Annotated in this window: 19 protein-coding genes and 2 pseudogenes; 8 read left to right on the top strand and 13 right to left on the bottom strand. The window is 74.9% G+C overall.

The features are described 5' to 3' along the window. Window positions 1-6: 6 nt before the first annotated feature. The 3 genes from ACIRVF_RS37470 to ACIRVF_RS37460 all read right to left on the bottom strand — a co-directional run bounded on the left by ACIRVF_RS37470 (window position 7) and on the right by ACIRVF_RS37460 (window position 7,099). Window positions 7-4,572 (bottom strand): hypothetical protein, encoded by a 4,566-nt coding sequence (locus ACIRVF_RS37470; protein ID WP_402828498.1) that lies wholly within the window; start codon window positions 4,570-4,572, stop codon window positions 7-9. 42 nt (window positions 4,573-4,614) lie between these two features. Further along, a complete protein-coding gene (locus ACIRVF_RS37465) occupies window positions 4,615-5,490 on the bottom strand; it encodes a hypothetical protein (protein ID WP_402828495.1) in 876 nt (291 codons plus the stop codon). Window positions 5,491-5,554: 64 nt separating this feature from the next. Beyond that, window positions 5,555-7,099, bottom strand: a complete 1,545-nt coding sequence (locus ACIRVF_RS37460; RefSeq protein WP_402828492.1) for a hypothetical protein — start codon at window positions 7,097-7,099, stop codon at window positions 5,555-5,557. 185 nt (window positions 7,100-7,284) lie between these two features. Here ACIRVF_RS37460 and ACIRVF_RS37455 point away from each other — a divergent pair, with 185 nt between their 5' ends. The 3 genes and pseudogenes from ACIRVF_RS37455 to ACIRVF_RS37445 all read left to right on the top strand — a co-directional run bounded on the left by ACIRVF_RS37455 (window position 7,285) and on the right by ACIRVF_RS37445 (window position 9,953). Continuing rightward, complete coding sequence (locus ACIRVF_RS37455) at window positions 7,285-8,319, top strand: IPT/TIG domain-containing protein (RefSeq protein WP_402828490.1); 1,035 nt, start codon at window positions 7,285-7,287, stop codon at window positions 8,317-8,319. Window positions 8,320-8,508: 189 nt separating this feature from the next. After that, a pseudogene (locus ACIRVF_RS37450) lies at window positions 8,509-9,034 on the top strand (hypothetical protein). 142 nt (window positions 9,035-9,176) lie between these two features. Then, a complete protein-coding gene (locus tag ACIRVF_RS37445) occupies window positions 9,177-9,953 on the top strand; it encodes a LamB/YcsF family protein (protein ID WP_402828487.1) in 777 nt (258 codons plus the stop codon). A gap of 112 nt (window positions 9,954-10,065) precedes the next feature. Here the strand turns inward: ACIRVF_RS37445 and ACIRVF_RS37440 are convergent. Together ACIRVF_RS37440 and ACIRVF_RS37435 are read right to left on the bottom strand one after the other, a co-directional pair. Beyond that, window positions 10,066-10,686: pseudogene (locus ACIRVF_RS37440) on the bottom strand (aminoglycoside phosphotransferase family protein); the annotation flags it as partial. Window positions 10,687-10,737: 51 nt separating this feature from the next. Continuing rightward, complete coding sequence (locus ACIRVF_RS37435) at window positions 10,738-11,505, bottom strand: alpha/beta fold hydrolase (protein WP_402828486.1); 768 nt, start codon at window positions 11,503-11,505, stop codon at window positions 10,738-10,740. A 111-nt stretch (window positions 11,506-11,616) separates the two neighbouring features. Between ACIRVF_RS37435 and ACIRVF_RS37430 the strand changes: the two genes are divergently transcribed. Then, on the top strand, window positions 11,617-12,141 hold the full coding sequence (locus ACIRVF_RS37430; RefSeq protein ID WP_402828483.1) for a PadR family transcriptional regulator: 525 nt from the start codon (window positions 11,617-11,619) through the stop codon (window positions 12,139-12,141). 121 nt (window positions 12,142-12,262) lie between these two features. Next, complete coding sequence (locus ACIRVF_RS37425; protein WP_402828480.1) at window positions 12,263-12,979, top strand: class I SAM-dependent methyltransferase; 717 nt, start codon at window positions 12,263-12,265, stop codon at window positions 12,977-12,979. Window positions 12,980-13,135: 156 nt separating this feature from the next. Here ACIRVF_RS37425 and ACIRVF_RS37420 read toward each other — a convergent pair whose 3' ends face one another. Continuing rightward, entirely contained in the window at window positions 13,136-14,635 is a 1,500-nt protein-coding gene (locus ACIRVF_RS37420; protein WP_402828477.1) for a HEAT repeat domain-containing protein, read from the bottom strand. A gap of 284 nt (window positions 14,636-14,919) precedes the next feature. On the opposite strand from ACIRVF_RS37420, the gene ACIRVF_RS37415 reads away from it, so the two are divergent. Further along, window positions 14,920-15,453, top strand: a complete 534-nt coding sequence (locus ACIRVF_RS37415; RefSeq protein ID WP_402828474.1) for a hypothetical protein — start codon at window positions 14,920-14,922, stop codon at window positions 15,451-15,453. Between the two features lie 151 nt (window positions 15,454-15,604). Here ACIRVF_RS37415 and ACIRVF_RS37410 read toward each other — a convergent pair whose 3' ends face one another. Then, a complete protein-coding gene (locus tag ACIRVF_RS37410) occupies window positions 15,605-17,086 on the bottom strand; it encodes a hypothetical protein (RefSeq protein WP_402828471.1) in 1,482 nt (493 codons plus the stop codon). A gap of 472 nt (window positions 17,087-17,558) precedes the next feature. On the opposite strand from ACIRVF_RS37410, the gene ACIRVF_RS37405 reads away from it, so the two are divergent. Beyond that, window positions 17,559-18,770, top strand: a complete 1,212-nt coding sequence (locus tag ACIRVF_RS37405; RefSeq protein ID WP_402828468.1) for a phosphotransferase — start codon at window positions 17,559-17,561, stop codon at window positions 18,768-18,770. 116 nt (window positions 18,771-18,886) lie between these two features. On the opposite strand, the gene ACIRVF_RS37400 is transcribed toward ACIRVF_RS37405, so the two are convergent. The 4 genes from ACIRVF_RS37400 to ACIRVF_RS37385 all read right to left on the bottom strand — a co-directional run bounded on the left by ACIRVF_RS37400 (window position 18,887) and on the right by ACIRVF_RS37385 (window position 22,099). Further along, window positions 18,887-20,131 carry an acyl-CoA dehydrogenase family protein gene (locus ACIRVF_RS37400; RefSeq protein WP_402828465.1) on the bottom strand — a complete coding sequence of 415 codons (1,245 nt, stop codon included), beginning with the start codon at window positions 20,129-20,131 and terminating at the stop codon, window positions 18,887-18,889. Between the two features lie 271 nt (window positions 20,132-20,402). Next, a complete protein-coding gene (locus tag ACIRVF_RS37395; RefSeq protein ID WP_355211871.1) occupies window positions 20,403-20,486 on the bottom strand; it encodes a putative leader peptide in 84 nt (27 codons plus the stop codon). A 64-nt stretch (window positions 20,487-20,550) separates the two neighbouring features. Beyond that, on the bottom strand, window positions 20,551-21,045 hold the full coding sequence (locus ACIRVF_RS37390; protein ID WP_402828462.1) for a hypothetical protein: 495 nt from the start codon (window positions 21,043-21,045) through the stop codon (window positions 20,551-20,553). 808 nt (window positions 21,046-21,853) lie between these two features. Continuing rightward, on the bottom strand, window positions 21,854-22,099 hold the full coding sequence (locus tag ACIRVF_RS37385; RefSeq protein ID WP_402828546.1) for a DUF397 domain-containing protein: 246 nt from the start codon (window positions 22,097-22,099) through the stop codon (window positions 21,854-21,856). Window positions 22,100-22,531: 432 nt separating this feature from the next. Between ACIRVF_RS37385 and ACIRVF_RS37380 the strand changes: the two genes are divergently transcribed. Beyond that, window positions 22,532-23,077, top strand: coding sequence for a PTS-dependent dihydroxyacetone kinase phosphotransferase subunit DhaM (locus ACIRVF_RS37380; protein WP_402828459.1), 546 nt, complete (start codon window positions 22,532-22,534; stop codon window positions 23,075-23,077). 7 nt (window positions 23,078-23,084) lie between these two features. Here the strand turns inward: ACIRVF_RS37380 and ACIRVF_RS37375 are convergent, their stop codons facing one another. Continuing rightward, on the bottom strand, window positions 23,085-23,573 hold the full coding sequence (locus ACIRVF_RS37375) for an NUDIX hydrolase (RefSeq protein ID WP_402828456.1): 489 nt from the start codon (window positions 23,571-23,573) through the stop codon (window positions 23,085-23,087). A gap of 221 nt (window positions 23,574-23,794) precedes the next feature. Further along, the gene (locus tag ACIRVF_RS37370) at window positions 23,795-24,064 is read right to left on the bottom strand and encodes a hypothetical protein (protein ID WP_402828453.1); all 270 of its coding nucleotides are present in this window, start codon (window positions 24,062-24,064) and stop codon (window positions 23,795-23,797) included. Between the last annotated feature and the right edge of the window lie 193 nt (window positions 24,065-24,257).

Here is a 24,257-nt window from a genome sequence, read left to right as displayed (position 1 = left end):
GCCAGTTCACGGCTGTGCGGGAACCTCCGCCGGGCGCTTGAACATCCGGGTGGCGGTGATCTCGCCGTGGATGGTCGGGCCGTCCGGGTCCTGCGGGGCGGGCAGTCCGGGGCGCAGGTGTTCCTCCACCGAGATGTACTTGAGGCCGGCCCGCAGGTCGGCGTCGTTGCGCAGTCGGATCACCAGCGGGAACTCGGCGAGTGCGGTGGTGTCGAACAGGCCGGTGGTGTAGATCAGCTGGACGCCGAGGGCGTCCGCCACCGCGCGCTGGAGCTCCAGCAGGTAGGTGGCGTTGGCGCGGCCGATCGGGTTGTCGAGGAACAGCGTCCCCGCGTGCCGCAGTTGGGACTGGCCGCGGTCGTTGGCCCGCAGCGCGGCCATCGTGCAGTAGAGCGCGATGGCCGCGGTGAGCAGCTGGCCGCCGGAGAAGACGTCGGACATCTGGCCGACGCCGACCCGCTCGGCGCGCAGCACCGCGTCCGGCTTGAGGATCTCGACGCTGACGCCCTTGGGGCCGATCGCGGCGGCGACACCGCGCAGCAGCAGGGACATGCCGTCGCGGCGCAGGTCGCTGTTCTTCCGGACGGCGGCGCGGGTGGCCTCGTCGATGACCTCGCCGAGGCGTTCGACCAGGGTGGCGTGGTCCGGGTCCTCGAAGCGGATCCGCAGGAACTCCTGGCCGGACCACTCCCCCAGGCCCTCGGGGAGCCGGGAGAGCCGCTGGGCGGCGCGCAGGGTGGCGAGCGAGGTCTCGACCAGGCCGCGCAGCCGGTCGACGATCGAGCCGCGGTTGCGCTCCAGCTGGGCCAGCTCGTCGGTGAGCACCCGCAGCCGGGGCGCGAAGGCGGCGGCCCAGGCGGCGGCGTGCTCGGGCAGCGCGGAGGCGGGCAGTTCGCGGATCTGCTGGCGGGCGGGGGTGCGGACGGCCTCGTAGCGGGCGGCGTTGGCGTGCCGGACCAGCGCGTCGGAGGCGTCGCGGACGGCGAGTTCGGCGGAGGACAGTTCGCCGGCGGCCGTCCGCAGACCCCGTCGGGCGTCGGTGCAGGCGTTGCGGGCCTCGGGCAGCGAGCCGAGGTAGGGCTCGACCGGCTGGCCGTCGTCCTCCTGCAGCTCGCGCAGGCCGTCGCGCAGCTGCCCGGCCAGCTCGTCGAAGTCGGCGGCGGCGGACTGGGCGGTGTCGAAGGTGCGCTGGAGGTCGGCGAGTGCGGTGCGGGCGGCGTCCACGGCCTCCCGGCACTCGGCGAGCCGGCTGGTGGCGGTGCGCAGCAGGGTCTGGGCGTGCTCGGGGTCGGTGGGGACGAGTTCCTCGGGCAGCTCGGTGTGCGCCTCGCCGTCGGCGGGGGCGGAGCGCTCGGCCTCGCCGCGCAGGCGGCCGAGCTGTTCGCTGGCGGCGGCGGAGCGGGCCTCGATGGTGGCGACCAGTTCCTCGGCGCGGGCGGCGGCGGCCTGGCGGGCCGGGCCGTCGGCGCCGTCGGGGCTGCCGAGGAGTTCCTCGGCGCGGGTGCGGACCTTGTTGGTGAGGCGGTCGAGTTCGGCCGCGGCGGCGGCCTCGTCGCCCTCGGCGCGGGCCTGTTCGGCGCGCAGGTCGGCGCCGACGCCGACCTTCTCGTACAGCTGGGAGGCGGACCGGTAGGCCTCGCGCAGCGCGGGCAGCGCGGCGGGGGCGGTCTGCTCGGCGGGCTCGTCGGCCTGCTCGGCGGCGGGGATCTCGGCGCGTTCGGCGCGCAGGGCCCGTACCGTGCGGCGGGCGTCGTCGGCGGCGCGCTGCGCGGCCCGGCGGTCCTCGTCGCAGGTGCGGGCGCGTTCGGCGCAGACGGCCTGGCGGCGGTCGCACTCGGCGGCGTCCTCGGCGAGTTCCCGCTGGCGGCGGGCCCAGTTGGCGCGCTCGCGCAGCCGGAAGGCGAGGCCGGAGAGGGCGTCGGCGCGGCGGCGGGCGCGCTGGGCGGCCTCGCGGTGCTCCTCGTGGGCGGCGGCTGCGGCCGCGTGGTCGGTCTCGGCCTCGTCGTGGTCGGCGCGCAGGGTGGCCAGGGCGGCGGCGGCCTGCTCGGCGTGCTCGCGCGCGGCCTCGGCGGCGGCGGCGAGTTCGGCGAGGGTGCCGGGCGGGCAGCTGGCGTGCCAGGAGGCGAGGCGCGCGGCGAGGGCGCGGTCGGCGCCGAGGCGGCCGGCGAGTTCGCGGATGTGCTCCTCGCGGGCGGCGGCGCGGGCGCGCAGTTCGCGGCGCTCGCCGTCGGCGGCGGACTCGTCGTGCATGGCCGGGTTCGGCGGCACCAGGAAGAAGGCGGGCTCGTCGGTGATCGGGGCGATCAGCGAGGCGGCGGCGCCTACGGCCACGGTGGAACGCGGCAGCAGGGCGGCGGCCTGGAGGGCCTCGCGGGCGCGCTCCAGCGAGGACGGGTCGGTGACGACCACGCCGTCGACCAGTTCGGGGCGGGCGGCGAGGATCGCCTCGTGGTCGGCCGGGTCGACGGACTGGGCGAGGTAGCGCCAGCCGGGCAGGGCGGGGATGCCGTGCTCGGCGAGGTACTCGACGGTGGCCAGCACGTCGGGGCCGGGCGGCAGCAGGCCGCCGTCACCGAGCGCGGCGAGGATGCGGGAGTCGTCGGCGGCGGCCGTCCGCAGGTCGAACAGGGTGCGTTCGGCGGTGGCGATGGCCTCGTCGAGGAGTTCGCGCAGGTACTCGGCGTTGCGGTCGAGCACGGCGGGGGTGAGGAAGCCGGCGTCCTCCTCGGCGTCCTCCTGGTAGGGGGTGAGGGAGAGCAGGTCGGCGAGGCGCTGTTCGGTGGCGAGCAGCGCGGCGGTGCGCTGCTCGGCGGCCAGCGCCCGGGCGGCGTCCTTGCGGGCGTCGCCGGCGCGTTCGGCGGCGAGTTCGGCGCGGGAGGTGGCGGCGGAGGCCTCGCGCAGCCGGGCGGCGCTCGCCTCGGCGGCGGTACGGGCCTGGGCGAGGGCCGCGGCGGCGGCCTTCTCGACGTCGGCGGCGTGCAGCGCGGCCCGGGCCGGGTCCACGTCGCCGTCGGCGTCGATGAAGCCCGCCTCGACGGCGGCCTCGGTCTCCTGCTCGACCTCGGCGAGGCGCTGGCGCAGGTGTTCGGCCTCGCTGCGGGCCTTCTGGGCGGCGGTGGCGGCCTCGGTGGCGGCGGACTGGGCCTTGCTGCCGTCCTCCTGGAGCTCGCTCGCGCGCTGCTCCTCGGTGTCGGCGCGGGCTTCGGCGGCCGCGGCGGCGGCCTCCAGGGCGCGGGCCAGCGCGGTGGCGGCCCGGGCGCGGGCGGCGAGCGCGGGGGCGGCGTCCAGCTCGGCCTCGCGGATGGCGGCGGCGACCCGGGCGACCCGGTCGGCGGCGGCGCGCTGGCGCAGCACGGCCTCGGCGGCCTGCCAGGCGGAGTGCAGGGTGCGGGCGTCGATGAGCTCGCGGCGCAGCGCGGCGGCCTCGGCGGTGGCCGCCGCGAGGCTCAACGTGGCGTGCCGGTGGGTGAGTTCGTCGGCGATCAGGCTGTGCCGGGTGCGGTCGGACTCGGCGGCGGTGACGGCGCTCGCGGCGGCGGCGACCTCGACGGCGAGGTCCTGGGCGCGGTCGCGCTCGGCGGCCGCGCGGGAGGTGAGGGCGTGGGCGAGGCGGCGGGCGCGGCGCTCGGCGGTGCGGTGGGCCTCGCGGACGGTCTCGCGGGCGGCGGTGGCGTCGACGATGCGTTCCAGCAGGTCGAGCGAGCCGGCGGTGAAGTCGCGTTCGGCGGTGAGTTCGGCGCGCAGGCCGAGCTTGGCGGCGAAGCCGTGCACCAGGTCGGCCAGGCCGTCGGTGTCCCGGGTGTCGGTGACGGCGCGCAGCAGCAGGTCGGTGAAGTCCTTGTCCTGCTTGACCGCGAAGAGGCCGGCCGCCTCGCCCTCGTCGGCGTTCATCTCGCGCTGATAGCGGAAGAGTTCGGGGTCGAGCCCGAGTTCGCCGAGATGCTCGGTCCAGCGGTCGTGGCCGTCCTCGAAGACCAGGTCGAGGTGGGGGTGGGCCTTTCCGGCCTCGGTGAGGGCGTCGCGGAAGCCCTTCATGGTGCGGCGGCGGCCGCGGGCCTTCTGGTCGCCGGCCAGGCTGACGCGTTCGGCGACCGGCAGCGAGTCGAGGGTGAGGCCGGGGCCGGGGCGGAAGGAGTACCAGGTCTCGGCGAACTTGCGCGGGTCGGAGGAGACCTGGCGGCCGCGCCACTCGCTGACCTTGCCGACCACGATCAGCTCACCGGTGACGGTGTGCTGCCACTCCAGGGCGACGTGGCCGCAGTCGTCGGCGAGCAGGAACTTGCGCAGCACGCCGGAGCTGGCGCCGCCGAGGGTGTTGCGGTGGCCGGGGAGCATCACCGAGAAGATCAGCTTGAGCAGGACGGACTTGCCGCCGCCGTTCTCCAGGAAGAGCACGCCGGCCGGGGCGGGGCGGCGGACCGGGCCGTCGGCGTCCTCCCCGAACAGGCCGATCTGCTGCGGGGCCGGGTCGGCGACGGGCTCGCCGACGCCGCGCAGGTCGAGCACCGTGTCGGCGTAGCGGGCGCCGGCCGGTCCGATCGAGTAGAGGCGGACCCGGTTGAGCTCGTACATGTGCGGCGGTTCTCCGTGCGTCTTATGGGGTTGTCAGAGCGATCAGAGCGAGTGGAACGGCAGGCCGGCGTCGGCGACCAGCTCGTCGGAGGTGTCCGGCGGCAGCAGGCTGGCGGTGCCGTCGGAGACCGGGACGATGCCGAGGTCGAGCAGTTCGGCCATCGCGGCGCTGCCGGCCAGGTCGCGGACCTGGAGCTGGTAGCGGGCGGTGGTGCGGTAGGTGCCGCCGGAGTCGTCGGAGACCTTCTGCAGGAAGCCGGAGTCGACCAGGAACATGACGGCCTTGGCGACGATGCCGATGGTGGAGCCGGAGAGCCGGCGGGCGTCCTTGGTGGCGCCGGTCGCGGTGCGCCGGGCCCACACCCGCCAGGCGGCCTCCAGGCCGGGGGCGTCGGAGGCCGGGTCGGTGTTGGCGCCGTCGGCGTCGGCCTGCTCCTCCAGGCGGCGGCAGGCCTGGCGGACGAAGGAGTCGACGCCGTTGACGGTGATCCGGCCGAGGTAGCCGTCGTCGGCGAGGTCCTCGGGGCGGGGGAAGGCCATCGCGGCGACGGCGAGGTGGGCCAGGCCGTGCAGGAAGCGGTCGGTGGACTCGGAGGCGGCGCGGCGCGAGTAGTCGCCCATCCGGACGGCGAAGAGCGAGTCCTCGGCGGCGGCGACGGCCATCCCGGCGCGCGCCGAGACCTCCAGGACGACCAGGCCCATGCCGGTGGCGATGGCGTCGGCGAGGCGGGCGAACGGCGGGTCCTCGCGGTGGCGGCGGACGAGTTCGGCGTACTCGGCATCGCGGGCGGGCAGCAGCTTGGCCTGGAGGCCGAAGGAGACCAGCCGGGCGGCGTCGGCGACGTCGGCCGGGGTGATCGGCGCGGGGGCCGCGGGTTCGGTCTCGGCCGCCCAGGACGTGTCGTGGTGGGTCGTCACGGGCGGTGCTCCTCGGGGGTGGCGCGGTGGTTACGGTTCGTCAATGTGCTGTTCCGGCGGCGGGTCAGCCGGCGTCCTTGCGGTCGGCGGCCATGCCGACCGCGTCGAGCAGGGCACTGCCGACGATGAGGTCGGCGCCGCCGAACTCCGGATCGCGCAGCGGGGTGCCGTCGTCCACGGCGAACAGCAGCCGCTCCTCGCCCTGGCGGTAGGCGGTGCCGACCGGCGGGCTGGCCGCGTGCACGGCCAGCAGGGCGACCAGGTACGGGAGTTCCGGGTCCCGCTTGCGGGCGTCGGCGAGCAGGCCGGAGAGCCGGCGGGGGGCGTCCGGGGGCAGGTCGAGCAGTTCCAGGGCGGATTCGAGCTGGGCCTCGGAGAAGCGGCTGTCGTCCGGGGTCGCGACGAGGTCCGGGTCGGGCAGCTCGGCGCCGAGGTGCTCGCGCTCGACCGGCGGGGTGAGCAGCAGGTCGACCAGGTCGGCGACCCGGACCGAGACGGGCGTGCGCAGGCCGGCGCCGCGGGCGAAGAAGGCGCCGGTGGGGCGGACGGCCTGCTCCACCGGCAGCCGCAGTACGGGGGCGAGCAGCTGCCCGTAGAGGTCGATGCCGCTGCGGGCGCCGGGGGTGGCGAAGGCCTGCCGGTCCTGTTCGGCGCGGAACAGCGGGCCGGCCTCCAGCAGGCGGGTCTGCAGCTGGGTGTGGCGGCGGATGCAGTCCTTGACGATGTCGACCAGTTCGGCGGCGCGCCGCTTGTGCTCCGGGTCCTCGGCCTCGTCACGGGCCTTGCGGATGTTGGTGAGAATCGCGTTCTCGTGCCGGTAGCGGTCGGCGATGTGGTCCAGCGCCTCGTCGATGAGGTCCGGGACCGCCTTCATCCAGTCCACCGCGCGGACGTTGCGGCGGGTGGCGTCGAGGGCGCGGCGCAGCGTCTCGGCGTACTGGACGGTGCGGTAGCGGGCCTGCTCGGCGGCCAGCTGGGCGTCGGCCAGGCGGCCGCGGCGGATCAGCACCTCCAGCTTGACCTCGGCGGCGATCTGGGCCGAGGTGACGTCGGTGTCGAGCGCGCCGACCAGGACGTTGACCGCCTCGTCGGTGGTGCGGAGGTAGACGCCGCCGTCCGGGCCGGGGACCTCCTCGATCAGCTTGAAGTCGTAGTCGCGGCGGATGTACTCGCCGTCCGCGCCGAACGTGCCGTACACGGCGCGGAAGCCGCGGTCCACGCTGCCGACGTTGATCAGCGACTCCAGCACCCAGCGGGCGACCCGCTCGTGCTCGGGGGTGGGCCGGCGCGGGGCCTGGGCGGCAACCCGGGGCAGCATCCGGGCGAGCACTATGTCGCGGTCGGCCCCGGTGTCGAAGTCCATGTTCAGGGTGACCAGGTCGATCGCGGCGAGGCCGACCTCGGCCATCGCGTAGCCGCCGTACTCGCCGGCCAGGTTGACCTTGCGGTTGTCCAGGTCGTGCAGCGGGGCGGTGCAGGCCAGCGCCTTGAGCCGGCGGGCGAGGCCCTCGTCGGCGGCGGGGCCGGGCGCGGGCCGCGGCGCGGGCACGGCGGCGCCGGCGGCCGGCCGGAGGCCGGGCTCGGTGGGCGGGTCAGCGATGGCGGTCACGGTGGACAAGATTAGAGGTTCGCACCGACATCGACCGAAACGGACCTTGCGGGCGGCCCGGAGGGCGGACCGGGTGGCGTGTCGGGGACGGATCCAGAACGCGGTTTCGACGGGATCGCGCCATTCTCGAACCGGCATTCGACAAAACCGTGAGGGCGGCAGGGTGGTTCGGTGATGATCGACGCATGATCACCCGACCGGCCGTGGCCGCCCTCGGCGCCGCCCTGTCCCTGACCGCCCTCACCACCGGCGCCGCCGCGGCCGCGCCGACCGACACGCCGTCGACCTCCGCCCAGCACGTGACCGTCTCGCAGGCCGGCAACTACCCCGGCGGCTTCTTCACCTCCGGCAACATGTCGGCGAGCTGGGTCTCCTCCGGCACCGCGGACCTGACCGGCCCGACGCACTTCACCGTCGACCTGCCGCCCGGCGTCACCACCGACGGCGCGATGTTCTACTCCACGCCGTACGACTACACCTTCACCGAGACCCTCTCCCCCGACGGCCGCCACCTGGAGGCCGTGCTCACCGGCACCCGGGTGGTCGGGAAGAGCGAGTTCATGAAGCTGAACCTGCGCACCACCCCCGGCGTGCCGGTCACCGGGGTGATCACGGTGACGGCCGCCAACCCGAACGACACCGACCCGACCGGGCACGTCTCCCGCTACGACCTCGGCAGCGGCGGCTACCTGCCGGCGACCGTCCAGGCCGCCCCGGCCGTCACCGGGCTGGACACCAGCACCGGTCCGGGCACGGGGGGCACCTCGGTGACCGTCAGCGGCAGCAACCTGGCCCACGGCATGGTGCTGGTCGGCGGCGTCCCGGCGGCGGGCAGCTGCACCGACACCGCCTGCACCGTCACCACCCCGGGCGGCTCGGGCAGCGCCCCCGTCAGCGTGGTGACCCCGGGCGGTACCGCCGCCGCGCCGGCCGCCTTCGACTACACCGGCGCCGCGCCGCCGGCCCCGCCCGCGCCGGTGGTCGGCAATCTGACCACCACCAGCGGGCCGGTGGCCGGCGGGACCCGGGTGTACGTCCAAGGCGCCAACCTGACGTACGGCTCGATCGCCTTCGGCGGGGTGCCGGCCGCGCACGTCTCCTGCGGGCCCTCCTTCTGCTCGGCCACCGCGCCGGCGGGTGCCGCGCCCGGGCCGGTGGACGTCACGGTCACGACGGCGGGCGGCACCAGTGCGCCGGTCAGGTACACCTACACGGCGTAGCGCCTGCACCGACGATGCCCGGGTGCCCGGGTGCCCGGTCGGGCACCCGGGCACCGTGTCCGAGGCCGGACTCCGCCGTGTTGAACATGTTCAAAAGATCGGGCTAGAGTCCGTTCCGCGCAGGCGGGACAATGCTCGCCTGCCTCTCGGCGTGCCCGGCAGGGTGCGCTCGACCTGGAGGTGTGCGAGATGGACGGCGACCCTGCGGTCATCCTGCGACGGGTCCGGCGGTGGCTGTGGCTCTTCCTGGTCTGCCTGGTGCTGAGCGGCCTGACCGCCTTCCCCCCTGGAGACCGAGACCGGCTGGCTGGTCGACTTCGCCTCCGGCCCGGCGGCGCCGCTGACCGACCACCTCCCGGCCGCGCTCGCCTGGTTCGAACGGGTGCACACCGGTGTCGTCGAGACGAACGAGCGCTACCCGTTCCTGGCGTACGGCACCGACTGGCTGGCCTTCGCCCACCTGGTGATCGGTGCCGCCTTCTGGGGACCGCTCAAGGACCCGGTCCGCAACATCTGGGTGATCCGCTGGGCTGCGCTCGCCTGCGGCGCGGTGATCCCGCTGGCGCTGATCTGCGGGCCGTTGCGGGGGATCCCGCTCGCATGGCGATTCATCGACATGTCGTTCGGTGTCTTTGGCGTCGTCCCGCTGCTGATCGTGCTGCGGGCACTGCGTCCGCTGGAACGTTCCTTCCAGCAACGCCCGGCCGCGCACTGAGTCGACGGCCCTCGGCGCCGCCCCCGGGCGCGTGCACGAGGGCCGCGCGCCGCAGGGCCCTGCGGGCGCCCGGGTCACGGTCACCGGGCTTCACCGCCAGGCCCTACCATCTGGCTCAACAGCTGCTGGGAGGCGGACGGGCGTGGCCGATGCGGTGATCGATCTCAATGCGGACCTCGGCGAGGGGTTCGGGCGCTGGAGCCTGACCGACGACGAGGCGCTGCTGTCCGTCGTGACCAGTGCCAACGTCGCCTGCGGCTACCACGCCGGGGACCCGTCGACGATGCGCCGGGTCTGCGCGCTCGCCGCCGAGCGCGGCGTCCGGATCGGCGCCCAGGTCTCCTACCGCGACCTGGCCGGCTTCGGGCGCCGCGCGATGGAGGTGCCCCCGGAGGAACTGGCCGACGAGATCGCCTACCAGATCGGTGCCCTCCAGGTCTTCGCCCGCGCCGCCGGCTCCCGGGTGTCCTACGTCAAGCCGCACGGCGCCCTCTACAACCGGGTGGTCGCCGACCCCGAGCAGGCCGAGGCCGTGGTGGCCGGGGTGCTCCGCGCCGGGGCGGTCTGCGACGGGCCACTGCCCGTCCTCGGGCTGCCCGGCTCCCGGCTGCTCACGGTCGCCGAGGGGGTCGGGCTCCCGGTCGTCACCGAGGCGTTCGCCGACCGCGCCTACACCTGGGCCGGCACCCTCGTCCCGCGCCGCGAACCCGACGCGGTGGTGCACGACCCCGAATCGGTGATCACCCGCGCCGTCGGCATCGCCCGGGACGGCACGGTCGAGGCCGTCGGCGGCGACCGCATCGCCGTCGAAGCCCGCTCGCTGTGCGTCCACGGCGACACTCCGGGCGCCGCTCAGCTCGCCTGGCGGATCCGCGGCGCCCTCGCCTCGGCCGGCGTCCGGGTCGAGGCGTTCTCCTGACGGCGGGCGGGGCGGGGCGCCGATGTCCGGACACCGGACGGAACGCGCTCAGCCGCGACCCGCCAGCAGCTCCGCGACGACCCGTTGGGCCGGATCGAACGCGCCCTCCCTCCCCCTCCTCCACGGCCCGGAAGACGTTCTGCAGCACCGGGACGAGCGTCCAGGCCGCCGCCGTCCCGCGGTCCGGCTCCAGCACCTCGACCAGCAGGTCGAAGCGCCACCGCAGCGCCTTCCGTAGATCGGAGGGTGATTGAATTCGCGTCAATTCCCTCGGCAGCCCGGCGAGTACGCGCAGTGCCGCGCGGTCGTCGGGCAGCTCCAGCAGTGAGCATGACGGCTCCGGGCGCTCCAACAGCATGAATCCGGAGCCGGGTTCGTGGTCGAGCAGCCGGACGGCACCGCGGCCGCCCCAGGCGCGCAGGGCGGCCGGTTCGCCCGCCGTCTCCTCGCCCGCCGTCTCCTCGCCCACCGGCTGGAGCTTGAGCGCCGCGGGTGTGCCGTCGGCGCGCCGGACGGGCAGCCCCAGCCCGACCACCCCGTGCGCCACCGGGCCGTCCGGGCCGTCCGGGCCGTCCGGGCGAAGCTCCCAGCGTTCGAGCAACTCGCCGGCGAGGGAGGGGAGTCGGGCCGCCCAGGCGCGTCCGTCCGCGCCGCGGAACTCGGCCGGCGACTCGGTCGGCGACTCGGCCGGCGACTCGGTCGGCGACTCGGCCGGCGCGGGCGGGACGGAGATGGGCATGCGACGGGCTCCTCCACGGCGGTCCCGTTCGGCCTGGTTCGGGGATCAGCCGACGCCCAGAGCCTCCGCGGCCGCCGCCGCGAAGCCGTCCGGGTTGTCGAGCATGATGTTGTGCCCACAGCCCGGCACCTCGACCACCCTCACCCCCGCCGCGCGCAGCCCCTCCGCGCCCGCCGGTTCCTCCGCCTCCGGGTGGAGGAAGGTGCGGGGGAGGTCGAGTCCGAGCAGCAGCTCGCGCATGGTCGGTTCGCTCCCCCGGGCGAGGTGCACCGCGCTGCGGTACAGGGCCTCGGGCCCGGCCAGTCGCATGGTGGACCACCAGAACGGGCCGACCCGCTCGGCGACTTCCTCCCGCCCGCCGGCCAGGAACTCCGCCTCGGCGTAGCCGGCTATCCCGCTGCTGCCGATCCGTCGGCGGCCGGGATCGGCCGGATCCAGGTTGGCGTCCACCAGGAGCAGTCGGGAGACCAGCCCGGGGTGCCGGTGCGCCAGGACGATCGCGATCGCACCGCCCATGCTGTGGCCGACCACCTCGACCCGCTCCAGCCCGGCGGCCGCGACCGCAGCCGCGACGGCGTCGGCGTGCGCCTCCAGGGTGTAGCCGAAGTCGGCGGGCCGGTCGCTGATCCCGAAGCCCAGCAGGTCCAGCAGCAACGAGCGGCGCCCGGCGAGCAGCGGATGGGCGGCGGCGGCCGCGAAGTAGACGGGCGAGCTGGAGCCGAGCCCGTGCAGGTAGAGCCGGGCGGGCTCGGCGCCGGGCAGCTCGACCCAGCGGATCCGGTCGCCGTTCGGGGTGACGGGGGCTTCACGCATGCGCACACACTCCTGTGTCGGTCGGGGACTGCCGAGACGATACCTCGAAACCGAGGTATAGCGTAAGCGATATACCCGCACTCCGAGACACGGATCTGAGAGAGTGGGCCCATGCTGAAGCTCGCGATCCTCGGGTTCCTGTACGACCGGCCGCTGCACGGCTACGAGCTGCGCCGCCACCTCGCCGCGCTCACCGGCCACGTCCGCCCGATCAGCGACGGCTCGCTCTACCCCGCGATCAAGCGGCTGGAGGCCGACGGCCTGCTGGTCCGCGAGACCGAGCCCGGCAGCGCCGCCGCACCCCGGCACACCCTGCACCTGACCGAGGCCGGCCGCGCCGCGCTGCTCGACCGGCTGCGCGAGCCCGAGCCGCTCGACATCACCGACGGGAACCGCTGGACCGCCCTGGTCTCCTTCCTGCGCCACCTCGACGACCCCGCCGCCCAGGCCGCCGTGCTGCGCCGCCGGATCACCTTCCTGTCCGAGCCGGCCAGCTTCTTCTACGAGGGCGACCGCCCGCGCGCCGCCGAGGAGTTCGCCGATCCGTTCCGGCGCGGCCTGCTGCTGACCGCCCGCGCCACCACCGAGGCCGAACTCGCCTGGCTGCGCGCCGCCCTCGACGAACTGTCGAGCTGACCGGCCGACAGGCCGAAAGGCTGACAGGCTGACAGGCCGACAGGGCGGATCGCCCGACCGTTGACCGAAAGACGCCGAACCGCCCTTCCCTCCCCACCCCGCCCGTGTTCCGATGGCCCGTATGGGCAACGGCACGCACATGAGCAACGAGCGACGCGAGGGCTACGACGGCACGGGCACCGGCGCGATCACCCCGGACGGCTGCGCGGTCGAGGTGTGGTCCCGCCTCCCGGTGGGCGACGCCCCGGACGTGATCGAGGCCGCGGTGCCGCCCGGCGCCCGGATCCTCGAACTGGGCTGCGGCGTCGGCCGGATGACCCACCCGCTGGTCGAGCGCGGCTTCGCCGTCACGGCGGTGGACGAGTCCGCCGAGATGCTGGCCCGGGTGCGCGCGGACGTCCGCACGGTGCGCAGCCCGATCGAGCGGCTGGACCTCGGCGAGCGCTTCGACGTCGTCATGCTGGCCTCCTTCCTGGTGCACGCCGGCGATCCGGCCGTCCGCCAGGGCCTGCTGGAGACCTGCCGCCGCCACGTTGCCGAGGACGGCTGCGTGCTGGTGCAGCGCGAGGGCGAGGACTGGCACCGCAACGTGCCGCGCGAGAGCCGGATCGCCGGGACGGACGGGGTGTCCCGGATCCTCTCCGCGACACCGGTCGGTTCCGGGGTGAACTCCGTCCACGCGGAGTACGTCTTCCCGGACGGCACCTGGACCCAGACCTTCCTGTCCCGCCCGCTCAGCACGGAGGCCTTCGAACAGGCCCTGGCGGACGCCGGTCTGCGGGTCGAGGCGTACCTGACGGAGGACCGCACCTGGGTCCGAGCCCGGCCCGTCGGCTAGTCCGGCCCGTCGGCTGGCTACAAGCCCCGGCGCGGCGCGCAAAGTGGCTTCGGACGCGGGTTCGATCAAGTGGAACGTCGTTCCACCGGCGGCCGCCCGAAAAGCAGTGGGCCGGGACAACCCTCGCGGTGTCCCGGCCCACTGAACGAAGAGGACCTAGCGCCCGAACTCCCGGGCGGCGGTCAATCGGCCGCGGACGGCGGCGTGGACCTCGGCCTCCTCGGCCGGGTCGGCGGCGAGCCTTCGCAGCCGCTCCAGCACACGCGCGTCGCCCGTGGTGGCGACGTGGCGCGCGGCGAGCTCGCGCGTGGACTCCTCGCAGTCCCAGAGGCACTCGACGGCTGGCCCCTCGGGGAAGTGCACATCGGTCGCGGCGAGCGCCCGGGCGGCGCGACCGCGCAGCTCGGAGGAGGCGGCCTCCCCGTAGATGTGGCGCAGGACCGGGACGGCGTCGGCGGCGGCCAGCCGCCCCGCGCCGTCGACCAGCGATCCCAGGCCGGTACCGCTGACCCCGCGCACGGAGATCCAGCGGCGCAGTCCGGCGACCACCAGCGGCGCGTCGGCCGGTTCCCCGGCGTCGGCGAGCAGGCGGACGGCCGTCTCGCCGAGCGCGCTGTCGGCTCCCCCGCTGGCCGGGTCCGCCCAGCGGCGGGCCTGGGCCAGCACCTCGGGGCCGCGCATCCGGCCCAGCAGCTCCAATGCTGCCCGGACGGTCCGGTCGTCCACGTCAGCTGCGGCGGCCTCGATCAGTTCGAGGGCGGCCGGGTCACGCTGGTCGACCAGGTAGCGCAGGGCGGCCCGCCGGGCGCCGGGCAGGCCGTCGCGGGCGGCCTCCAGCAGGAGGGGACGGTCCTCGGGCCGGACGACGGCGGTCAGACAGCGGGCGGCCGCGGCTGCGCGGCGGTCCACGGCGTCCGGGCCGGACGGGTCCTCGTCGACGCGCACCGGCTCGGGGCGGCCCAGGAAGGCACCGGCGCCGAGGTCGCCCAGCTGTCCCCGGTCGGCCCAGGCCAGCACGTCGGCGGTGGACCAGCCCGGGGTGACGCCGCTGCGGTTGAGCTGGCGCTGCCAGAGGTCGAAGGGCGACTGCTCGCTGGCCGCGGCCACTCTGGGGTGGTAGGCCGCCCAGAGCCGCCAGGGCCGGGGCTCGTAGGCGTTGCGGATGAACTCGCGCAGCTCGGCGTCGCCCTCGGGGCCCGGTGCGAAGCGGTCCAGCACGGCGGTGCCGAGCAGCAGCAGGCCCCGGTCGTCGTCGCGCAGGGCGAGCTCGTCCAGGGCCCAGGCCCAGTTGGCACCGGTGGCGGCGTACTCGCGCAGCATCAGCAGCGCGTCGCGCCGGCCGTACGCGGCGAGGTGGCCCAGGACGGAGAGGGCGAGGCCGGTACGGCTCTCGTCGTCGCTGACGAGGTCCTCGGCGGAGTGGAGGTGGTCCTCGATGCCGTCGAGGGGGGCCTCCAGCTCCATGTAGAGGCGGGCGTAGTAGAGGGAGCGGCTCTCGACCTGCCAGTCGGCCCGCGGATCCCTGGTGACGCACTCCTCCAGCGCGGCGATGGCCTCGGCACGGTCGGCGGCCAGCGCGTGGAGCTGCCCGTCACCGCGGCCTCGCTGAAGGAGGCCGAGGAGGCTGGCACTAGGTGCTATCACTGGCTCGAACATGAGGTCAGCATCCGTTGCGGCGGTCGTAGTGGCAACGGGATTTCCGTCGCCGGGGTCTCTGGTCGGTACTGCGGTGGGCGCCCGGGCGCCGGAATCACCGAAGGTTACCGCCTCGGACCCCCTTCCGCACACAGGGCGACGAAGGCCACTGCCACAGTGGCATATGCCAGGGGAATTTTGCCTGCGTTCTGTCCAAATCGCCCACACCCGCGTGGACGCTGTGCGACAGTCTTCTCACCACCCCGACGACCCGCACGGGGGCCGCACCGAGTGATGGACCCGCCATGAACATGCCCTTAGGCGCCGCCCGCCCGCCGGACACCGCCACGGTGGACGGCGCCCCGGCGGGCGACCCGGAAGGCACCGCCGACGACTCCGACGGCGGGTCCGACAGCGGAACGGAGGGCGGAGTGGACGGCACGACGCAGGGGCCGTCCGGCCCCTTCCTCGACAGCGGCGGCCACCCCGGACGCCGCGACCGCGACGACAAGCCGATCATCGGCTCGGCGGAGTGGGACCTGCTGACCGACGGCGTCCGCTGGAACGCGGAGACCTACCTCCTCCTCGGCTGCGACCCGGGCCACGGCCCGCTCAGCCTCGACCGGCTGCCCGACCGCCTCCCCGAGGCGGACCGGCCGCTGCTGCGCCGGATGATGACCGACGCCCTGGTGCACGGACGCCCGGCCGCCGGCACCCTGCGGGTCCGCCGCCCCGGCGGACGGCACGACAGCGTGGAGTGCGCGGGCGAACCCGTGCTCGGCACGGACGGCACCGTCACCGCGCTGCGCATGCTGCTCCGGCCGGCCCCGTCGGCCTGATCCGGCGTCCGGTCCCGGGTCCGAACGGCGGCCGGAAACGCGGCTGCTCGCGGACCGCCGACCGGTCGCGGACCCCACGCCGGTCCCCGATCCCGGACTGCTCCCGAACCCCCGGCCGGTACCCGACCGGCGCCCCGCCGGCCGCCCCGTCTCACGACGGCCGCGGCCGGTTCTTGGCGTCCGCCGCCCGCAGCTCCCGGCCGAGTTCCGCCCGCAGCTCGTCCACCACCGGCAGCCCCCGGTACCGCGCGGTCAGCCGGTACATCTCGCGCAGCCGGTCCCAGGTCCGGTGCGAGGAGTTCTGGCCGATCAGGTTCATCACCATCTTGGCCTGGAACGCCGCCGCGTCCGGCTCCCCGGTGATCCACTGCACCGAGGCCAGGGTGATCCGGTCGAACAGCGCCGAGCGCAGCTGCCCGGTGCCCTCCCGCAGGGCGATCACCCGCTCCGCGTGCCGCCGGGCCCGGGGGGCGGCCGCCTCGTCGTGCTCGGCCAGGGTGCGCAGCACCAGCCCCTGCATGCCGCGCAGTTCGGCCTCGTCGAAGACCTGCATCCAGGACGGCGCCGGTTCCGGCGACTCCTCGGTGAACAGGTCCTCCGCCTCGCCGAGCAGCCGGTAGGTGTCCTGGGAGTGCCCGATCGAGGCGTGCGCCCAGGCCTCGACGGTGTTGAACATCGCACGGGTCCTGGGCAGCAGCAGACCGCCACCCGCCTTGGCCGCCGACATCAGGTCGATCGCGTCGTCGGCCCGGCCCAGGTGCACCATCTGCCGGGCCGCCCGGGAGATCGCCTCGCCGGCCCGCGGCCGGTCGCCGGCCTCCTTGGCCGCCTCGGCCGCGATCATGAAGTACCGCTGGGCGGTGGGCTCCAGGCCCACGTCGTGCGACATCCAGCCGGCCAGCACCGCCAGGTTGGCCGCGACCAGCCACAACCGCTGCTCCACCGCCGGGGCATGGCGGTGGGTCAACAAACCGCCCACCTCGTTGAGTTGACCGACAACCGCCTTGCGCTGGAGCCCGCCGCCGCGAGCGGCGTCCCAGGCCCGGAAAACCTGCACCGAGCGCTCCAGCGACTCCACCTCGTCGAGCCCGACCGGGCCCGCGTCGTACACGTCCACCACCGGGCGGGCGCCGCCCCCGGTGACCACCTGTCGGGGCCCGGGCACGGAGGCCGCGTACGCCACCGCGTCCCCGCCCAGCCAGCCCTTCAGCGAGTCGGCGATGACCGCCCCGGTCGTGAGCGCGGCTCCGGCGCCCATCAATCCACGTCGGTTCAGCATGAGGTCCATTCCCGTGAACTCGGTGAGGACCGCGGCTGTTCGATCCGGCGACCACGGCGCTGCTGCGGAGGGCTCCGCTCCGGACCTGGTGGGCCGGTGTCGTTCCAGACCGAGGTCCTCAGTGGTGACGACACGGCCGAGCCGCTCCGTGAACACGGCTGCCAGCACCCTCGGCACCGGATCGCGCGGGATCTCCCCCTGCTCGATCCACCGCCGTACCCTCGACGTGTCGGTGGACAGCTGCTGCTGCCCCAGCGCGGCACCGCGACGGTTGACCAGCCGCGCCAACTCGCCCTTGGACCATCCGGTCAGGACGAACAGATCGGCGAGTCGGGTGTTGGGTTCCCTGCTCAAATGAAGCCCCCAGGTTCCTCGGCACTTCGAGGCTAGAGGCTCCGGCAAGTGCCAGGCGAGCATTCGCCACCGTTCGCCAGGGCCCGCCAGACTACTAAGCCAGTGCCCGACGGGTGTGTTGTAGGGGTGCGCCACCTCGCCCCTCGGGTCGGGCGGCGTCCCACCAGGGCCGGGGCAGTCCCCCGACCGTGGCACGGGGCGCTCCCGGTCCTCACCCGAGGGGGTGGCGCGGCCGGGTGGCGCGGGGGCGCCGGGCACGGCCACGGCAGTCCGGCCGACCGCATTCCCCAGGGTGCGGACGGCCGGAGCACTGTCGAACAGGGGTTCCCGACCCCGCGTCCGTGCCCGGCGCCCGCGCTCCACCCACCGCCCGCAGCAGGGCCGCCGCCGTGCCAGGAAGCACCCGGCGGCGGCCCTCCCCGCCCCCGCGGGGCGCACCCGCCGACGGACCGGAAGGGACCACCCTCAGCCCATGTACTCCTCAGCGACGACCCCCACGCCGACCGCGACCCGCACCGCGCTGCGCCCCCCCAACGCAGCCGCCGGCCGTCCGGGGCCCAAGCAGGTGCCCCCGGCGAGCCGTCCGGTCGCCCCGCGCGGCACCGAGGGCCGGTCCACGGACGCCCGGGTCCCGGCCGGCCGTACGGCGCTGGGGCTGCGCGCCCCCGAGGCCGCCCCGCCGGTCGGCCACCGCCTCCCGCTGGCCCGGCAGGCCGACGGCCAGGTGCTGCGAGCCCGGCGGCCCGGCCAGCCGGTCGGGCCGGAGCGGATCGATCCGTCGGCGCTCCAGACCCCCGCGGTGCGGGCCGCGCTGGGCAGTGTCGCGCGGATATGTCCCGCGTTCACCCCGCGCCAGGTCCTGCGCGAGGGCAGCCGCCACATCCTGGTGGCGGGCACCATCGGGCGGGCTCCGGTGGTCGCCAAGTGCCTGGCGCCGCAGGCGGTGCGGAGTGAGTACTTCGAGCAGTTGGTGACCGACTTCCACCACGAGGTCGCGGTGTACCGGGCGTTCGTCCGGCACCGCCCGCCGGTGCGGCTGCCCCGGCTGGTCGCGGCCGACCACGACCGGTGCGTGCTCGTCATGGAGCGCGTTCCCGGGCGACCGGCCGCCCGGGAACGCCACCCGGTCAACGCGCCCACCCCGGGCGAGGTGCGGGCGCTGCTCGGCGCAGTCCGCACGCTGAACCTCTGGCGGCCGCCGAGCGACGTCTTCCAGCCGCGCCTGGACTACCAGTTGGAGATCGCCCGCTACCACTCGGTGGGCCAGCTCACCGACCGGGACGCCGGCGACCTGCGCGGCCTGCTGCACGGCCTGGGCCAGACCCCGCTGCAGCTGTGCCACGGCGACGCGCTGCTCAGCAACATGCTGCTGGCGCCGTCCGGCCCGGTGCTGGTCGACTGGGAGCAGGCCGGCTGGTACCTGCCGGGCTACGACCTGGCGGTGCTGTGGAGCGTCCTGTCCGGCGACACCGCCGCCCGCCGCCAGATCAGCCAACTCGCCCAGAACGGCGGCACGCTGGCCCGGGACGCGTTCCTGGTGAACCTGGTGCTGGTGCTGATGCGGGAGATCCGGCTGTACGACGTGCCGGGCGCCGGTGAGGAGCAGCGGATCATGATCCGCCGGCTCTACGACGATGCCGCGCTGGCCCGCCGGGCGGTCCGGGCGGCGGTCGGCACGCGCTGAACAGTGGTTGAACAGTGGTTGAACGGTGGCTGAACACTGCTTGAGCGGCGGGGGCCCGGCGGTCGGATCCGGCTGAACCGCCGGGCCCGCGGGACCCGTTGGACCACAGGGCCGCTTTACGGCCGGGCGCCGCGTTCCAGGGCGGCCCGGCCGGCGGCGTCCAGGACGGCCTCCTCGGGCGCCAGGTGCACCCGGCTGCTGAGGACGTCCCGCAGGTAGCGCTCCAGCGGGTGACGCCGGCTCAGCCCCGGGTTGCCGGTGAGCGCGACGGCCTGCTGGACGGCCGCCGTGGCGGCCCGGGTGGCCAGCAGTTGGGCGGGCCCGGTCCGGGCCACGGCGTCCGGCTCACCCCGGTCCACCCGGGGCGCCAGGCCGTGGACCAGCTCCTCGGCGCCGATCAGCTGGGCCTCGATCTCGCCGAGGGCGCAGCGGTAGCGCGGCAGGGTGCCGAGCGGTTCGGTCAGGTTGGCCGGAGTGCGCTGGTTCAGGAAGCGGACCAGCCAGCCCTCGGCGGCCCGGGCGACCCCGATCGCCACCGCGGCGAGCGCCAGGTCCTGCCAGGCGCGGGCGAGTTCGGCCTCCGCACCGTCCTCCCGGCCGGGTGTGCGCAGTCCGAGCGCGTGTTCGGCCGGGACCCGCACCCCGTCGAGCACCACGTCGTGGCTGGCGCTGGCCCGCAGGCCGAGCTGGTCCCAGGTCGGGTCGATCTCCAGGCCCTCGCTCTCGCCGCGGACCAGGAACGTCCCGACCCTGGGCTCGGGTTCGTCGGTCCGCGCGGTGACGGCCATCCAGGCCAGCGCCTCGGCGCCGGTGCAGTACGTCTTCCGGCCGGTCAGCAGCCAGCCGGCGTCGTCCCGCCGGGCCACCGTCCCGGGCAGCGCGTCCGGTCGACCGCCGGGCTCCACCCGGAGGGTGTTGACCAGCGCGGGCCCCCGGCGGGACTCGGTGAGCAGCCGCCGGTAGCCGGCCGCCGGCCAGCCGGCGCGGCGGGCCTGCTCGGCGTGCTGGAGCAGGGTGAACGCGGTGACCACGGCCACCGAGGCGTCGCCGCGGCCGAGTTGGGCCAGCACCCGGACGGTGTCGGCGAGCGTGCCGCCCGGTCCGCCGTACCGCGGGGAGACGGTCAGGGTGAGCAGTCCGGCCTCGTGGACGGCCTCGATGCCCTGGTACGGGAAGGTGGCGTCGCGGTCGTGCTCCTCGGCGCGGGCGGCGAGCAGGTCGACCACCCGGGGCAGGCCGGCCAGCGCGGCCTCGATCGCGGCACGGTCGGGCGCGGGCGCGGGCACGGTGGTCCGGGTGGGCGCCTTCGACCGCGCGGGCAGCGCGGGCTGCACCGCCGGGGCGGGCGGGGCAGGCTGCACCGCCGGGGCGGGCGGGACGGACGGCGCGGGGTGGCCGGAATCCGACGATTCGGTTCGAGGACGATCGTTCGGTGAACGATCGTTGGCGGCGATGGTCGTCATGGGGCTGGTGCCTCCGGGCGGCAGCGTGGCTCAGCGAGTGCGGGCGGCACGCCGTACGGGCGCGCGGAACCGGCCGGCGGCCCCGGAGGCAGGAACCCGACCCTCCCCCGGGATATCGGCGCCGACCCGGTCCGGTCGGCCGCCCGCCGCCACGGGGGCGGAATCCCCCTCAGCGGCCCGGACAGACCGCGCTGGCGGTCCGGCGCAGGTCCAGATGCCTGCGGCGGGTCAACAGCGGGAGACGGCACGGCATGTCCGCGACTGTACGAACCGGTGATCGATACCGTCAAGCAGCGTCCGAGGCCCGGGCGGCCCGGTCAGCCCTGCTGGAACATGTCGGCCGGAAGCGGCTTCAACAGCTGATACAGGTCGTCCGAAATCGGTCGGTCCCAGGACGCGATGGTGACCAGCACGCCGTCGCTGCGGCCGAACTGGGCGCAGAACACGCGTTCCTCGCTGACCTTGACCTTCTTCACGATCAGCAGGTCGTCCCCGAGCATGACCGGGAAGTCCTCGGCCGAGACGAACTCGACCGGCTCCTCGTTCTCCAGCGCCGCGAGCAGCTGCCGCACCTCGAAGGGCACCTCGTCGCCGGTCTCCCGGGCGGGCGAGCCCTCGGGGAGGTTGCCGATGAACATCGCCGGGCCTCTGCCGCCGAACAGGTCGTAGCGCAGGAAAATGCCCTGGCAGGAGCCGTCCGGGCCGGTCATCATGGCCGCACCGAAGTCGCCGGGCCAGTCGCCCGGGTCCATCGCGAGCACGTCGAAGTCCGGGCCGGCGGGCTGTCCGGAGCGACGGCGGAGAAAAGACATGGGAACATCGTACGTGTCCGGCACACCACACTCGCGAGGCGGGTGGGACCGCGACGGGGAACGGGCGGGAGGTCGACGCTCAGAGACCAATGTTGACTCTGAGCAACCGTCCGGGCTACGTTCGGTTCAGCACGACAGCCGTTCTGGGGTTCACCCTCCGGGGGGACGGCATGTCGCAACGCGGCCCTACACGCGTATCCCTCACTGTGCACTTGTCGTGCCGAACCGCCGAGCACCCAGCTTCGTCGTCGCACACAGCACAACACACAAGCCAACAGTTCCACTGCAGTTCCGTGCAACAAGAGCCAGATCCGCGGGGCCCCGGCCCGTCGCTCCCGTGGATCTGCTCGGGACGCCGCCGCGTGGGGGCGTGCGGGTCCCGAGCAAAAGGTGCCGTTGTCCGAGTCGCTCTCGGCTTCGGCGCCAGCCTCCCGGCGACTGCCGGCCCCTCGTGGGCCGGGACCGGCCGACGCACCCCGGTGCGCAGGGGATGACTGGGAGGTACGGCCTGGCAGTGCTGCCGGGCCGCACAGCAGGCGCCGTGTCTGGCCGCGTGGGGGCGGTGGGCACGGCGTCTGCCTGTGCTCATACTCTGAGCTGCGTTTGTCTAACAGTCAACAGAAATTCTGACGGGGCACGCTCAAAAGATCGTCAGTTGTGTTGCTCGGTCCCGGAATCAGTGCCCGCGCGCTCCCCGGGACCCACCTGCAACCACCCGCGGAGCGGCCCGGACGCTGCACGTGTTCCTGCAGCTCGGACCGCTCCGCGGGTGTGCCGGCCCAGGTGGAGCCGGCCCAGGGGGACCGGCTCAGGTGAGGTCGAACTCGCCGTCGCGGGCACCGAGCACGAAGGCCCGCCACTCGGCCGGGGTGAAGACCAGGACCGGCCCGTCCTCCTGGCGGCCGTCCCGCATCCCGATGTAGCCGTCCACGAACGCGATCTGGACGTCCCCGACCCCCTGGCTGCTGCACAGCCACTCGGCCCCGGTGAAGTCCACCTTCGGCTTCCCGTTCGGTGCGAGCTCCGGCCCCGCCCCGGCCGCACCGGCGTTCACCCCGATGTCCGTACCGCTGTTCACTGCCACTGACCGATCTCCTCCCGACGGCGTTCCACGATCAGCCTAGCCACACCCCCTGGTCCCGGTCAGCGGGTTGACGAGGTCTCCGCCGGGCGGGGAAGGAGGGCCGACGGAGGAGCGGTCGGGGCGTGGTGGGGCGTGTCCCGACCGGCGGGGCCCGGGGCAGCTGCCAGAGTGCTGCCAGGACGCGTACGGAGCCGCCCGCCGGGCAGGGGTCCGGTCGGCGGTGCCGTGCGGGCCCCGAGCCGTCGCCGCGGCGTCGCCCGGACACTCCTGGGCGGCCCGGGCCGTCCCGCACGTCGGCGGCGGTTCGCCGGCGGTCCGCCCACGACCCGCCCAGGACCCGTTCCTGAGCCGTTCACGACCCGCACACGATCCCGCCCACGACCCCGCCCTAGGGAGCAGCCGATGAGCCGCCGGGACGGCACCCGCACCCGCGCCGACGTCATCCCCATCTCCGACGCCCCCTCGGCCCACCCGCCGGCGCCCCGCACCCCGACCTCGCCCACCCCGCTGCCCCGGCCCACCCCGGCCCGCACCGCCGTGCACGGCCGGGTCGGGATCGTCCTGGTCTCGCACAGCCAGGAACTGGCCACCGCCGTACGCTCCCTGGCGCTCACCCTGACCGGATCCGACTCCCCCGCGCCGGTCGCCGCGACGGGCGGCGACCCCGCCGACGGGCCGGGCATCAGTGCGGTGCTGGTGGCCGCCGCCACCCGACGGGTCGACCAGGGCCACGGCGTGGTGGTGCTCGCCGACCTCGGCGGAGCGGTCACCACCGTACGGGCCCTGCTCTCCGACGCCGACGAGCACGGCCTGCCGTTCCCGGTGCGCTTCGCGAACGCACCCTTCGTCGAGGGCGCGGTCGCCGCCGCCGCGACCGCCACCGCGGGCGGGGACCTGGCGGCCGTGCTGGACGCGGCGGAGGAGGCCTACCGGCAGCAGAAGGGCTGAACGGGCCCTACGGGAGCTCCTTGCCCGCCCAGGTGAAGACCGCCGGGCCGCCGCACCGCAGCGCGTGGCGCAGCCGCTCGTGCTCGAAGTCGAGCATCGGCGGCAGCTCGTCCAGGGCGAACCAGCCCACCTCCAGCGACTCGTCGTCGTTCACCCGGGCCTCGCCGCCGACAGCCCGGCAGCGGAAGGTCAGCACCAGGTACTGCGTCACGTCGCCGTTCGGGTAGGTGACCGGCTGGGTGACGGTCACCGAGGCGAGCAGCTCGGGCACGACCTCCACCCCGGTCTCCTCCAGGCACTCGCGCACCACGCCGTCGGCCGGCTGCTCGCCGGGGTCGAGGATGCCGCCGACCGACGCCCACCGGCCGTCGTCGACCCGGCGGGCGAGCAGCACCCGCTCCCGGTCGTCCACGACGACGGCGCAGACGGCGCTCAGCCAGAGCGGACGGTTGCCCACGAGGGAGCGGAGTTCGAGGAGGAAGGGGGGAATCGCCATGCGGCGCAGCCTACCGAGGCGGCCGGCCGCTCCCTCCGGGGGCATTCACGGGAGAGGTTCGATGACGGGGAATGAAGCCGTTGTCCGAAAATGGTGAAAGAAGAGAGCGCGTGATTGTCGGATGAGATGTAATTCGGTCGTTCTGACCAATTTCGCTCGATCTGTTGATCAATCGCACCGGGGCGGCCGGTGGAGTGACCCGTGAATTTGTCGGGACGCCGTCAAAGTGTGGCGCCCCGCCGCCGGAGCACTCCGAAGACGATCCGGCCGAGCAACAGCACCCCCGCCGCCAGGCAGCCGGCCACTGCCATCGCCCACGCCGGGCCGTCACTGTCCGGAACCACCACGGCCACGACGATGCCCAGCGCGAGGCAGGCCACACCCGCCACGGCCAGCGGAATCCGGTGGGTGACCAGGGCTCCACCGCTGCACGCGCGGCCCCAACGGCTCGCACCGTGTAGGTGGAAGGGATCACGGTCCGCATCTGCCATGAGCCCAAGGTACCCCGGGCTGGCCGGGTGGGCAGCCCGCACGGAGTGAGCCCCCGGGCACCCCGGCCACCGCCCGTCCGGGAGTTCCGGCTGCCCGCGGAAGCGTGTGCGTGCTCCACAATCAGTCCACGAAAAATCCTCGTCATCGCGGTACAACCATCCGTCCGGTGCAGCGGTCTCAATGGCATCGAGT

This window comes from Kitasatospora sp. NPDC101157, from assembly GCF_044768255.1.
Classification (GTDB): Bacteria; Actinomycetota; Actinomycetes; order Streptomycetales; family Streptomycetaceae; genus Kitasatospora.
Note: the sequence above shows the minus strand (reverse complement) of the source record. Positions and strands in the feature narration are given on the sequence as shown.

Bases quoted from the DNA above. Each gene is read 5' to 3' on its own strand.
- ACIRVF_RS37470 (WP_402828498.1), bottom strand. From the start codon at position 4,572: ATGTACGAGCTCAACCGGGTCCGCCTCTACTCGATCGGACCGGCCGGC.
- ACIRVF_RS37455 (WP_402828490.1), top strand. From the start codon at position 7,285: ATGATCACCCGACCGGCCGTGGCCGCCCTCGGCGCCGCCCTGTCCCTG.
- ACIRVF_RS37435 (WP_402828486.1), bottom strand. From the start codon at position 11,505: ATGCGTGAAGCCCCCGTCACCCCGAACGGCGACCGGATCCGCTGGGTC.
- ACIRVF_RS37430 (WP_402828483.1), top strand. From the start codon at position 11,617: ATGCTGAAGCTCGCGATCCTCGGGTTCCTGTACGACCGGCCGCTGCAC.
- ACIRVF_RS37425 (WP_402828480.1), top strand. From the start codon at position 12,263: ATGGGCAACGGCACGCACATGAGCAACGAGCGACGCGAGGGCTACGAC.
- ACIRVF_RS37420 (WP_402828477.1), bottom strand. From the start codon at position 14,635: ATGTTCGAGCCAGTGATAGCACCTAGTGCCAGCCTCCTCGGCCTCCTT.
- ACIRVF_RS37415 (WP_402828474.1), top strand. From the start codon at position 14,920: ATGAACATGCCCTTAGGCGCCGCCCGCCCGCCGGACACCGCCACGGTG.
- ACIRVF_RS37405 (WP_402828468.1), top strand. From the start codon at position 17,559: ATGTACTCCTCAGCGACGACCCCCACGCCGACCGCGACCCGCACCGCG.
- ACIRVF_RS37395 (WP_355211871.1), bottom strand. From the start codon at position 20,486: ATGCCGTGCCGTCTCCCGCTGTTGACCCGCCGCAGGCATCTGGACCTG.
- ACIRVF_RS37390 (WP_402828462.1), bottom strand. From the start codon at position 21,045: ATGTCTTTTCTCCGCCGTCGCTCCGGACAGCCCGCCGGCCCGGACTTC.
- ACIRVF_RS37380 (WP_402828459.1), top strand. From the start codon at position 22,532: ATGAGCCGCCGGGACGGCACCCGCACCCGCGCCGACGTCATCCCCATC.
- ACIRVF_RS37375 (WP_402828456.1), bottom strand. From the start codon at position 23,573: ATGGCGATTCCCCCCTTCCTCCTCGAACTCCGCTCCCTCGTGGGCAAC.
- ACIRVF_RS37370 (WP_402828453.1), bottom strand. From the start codon at position 24,064: ATGGCAGATGCGGACCGTGATCCCTTCCACCTACACGGTGCGAGCCGT.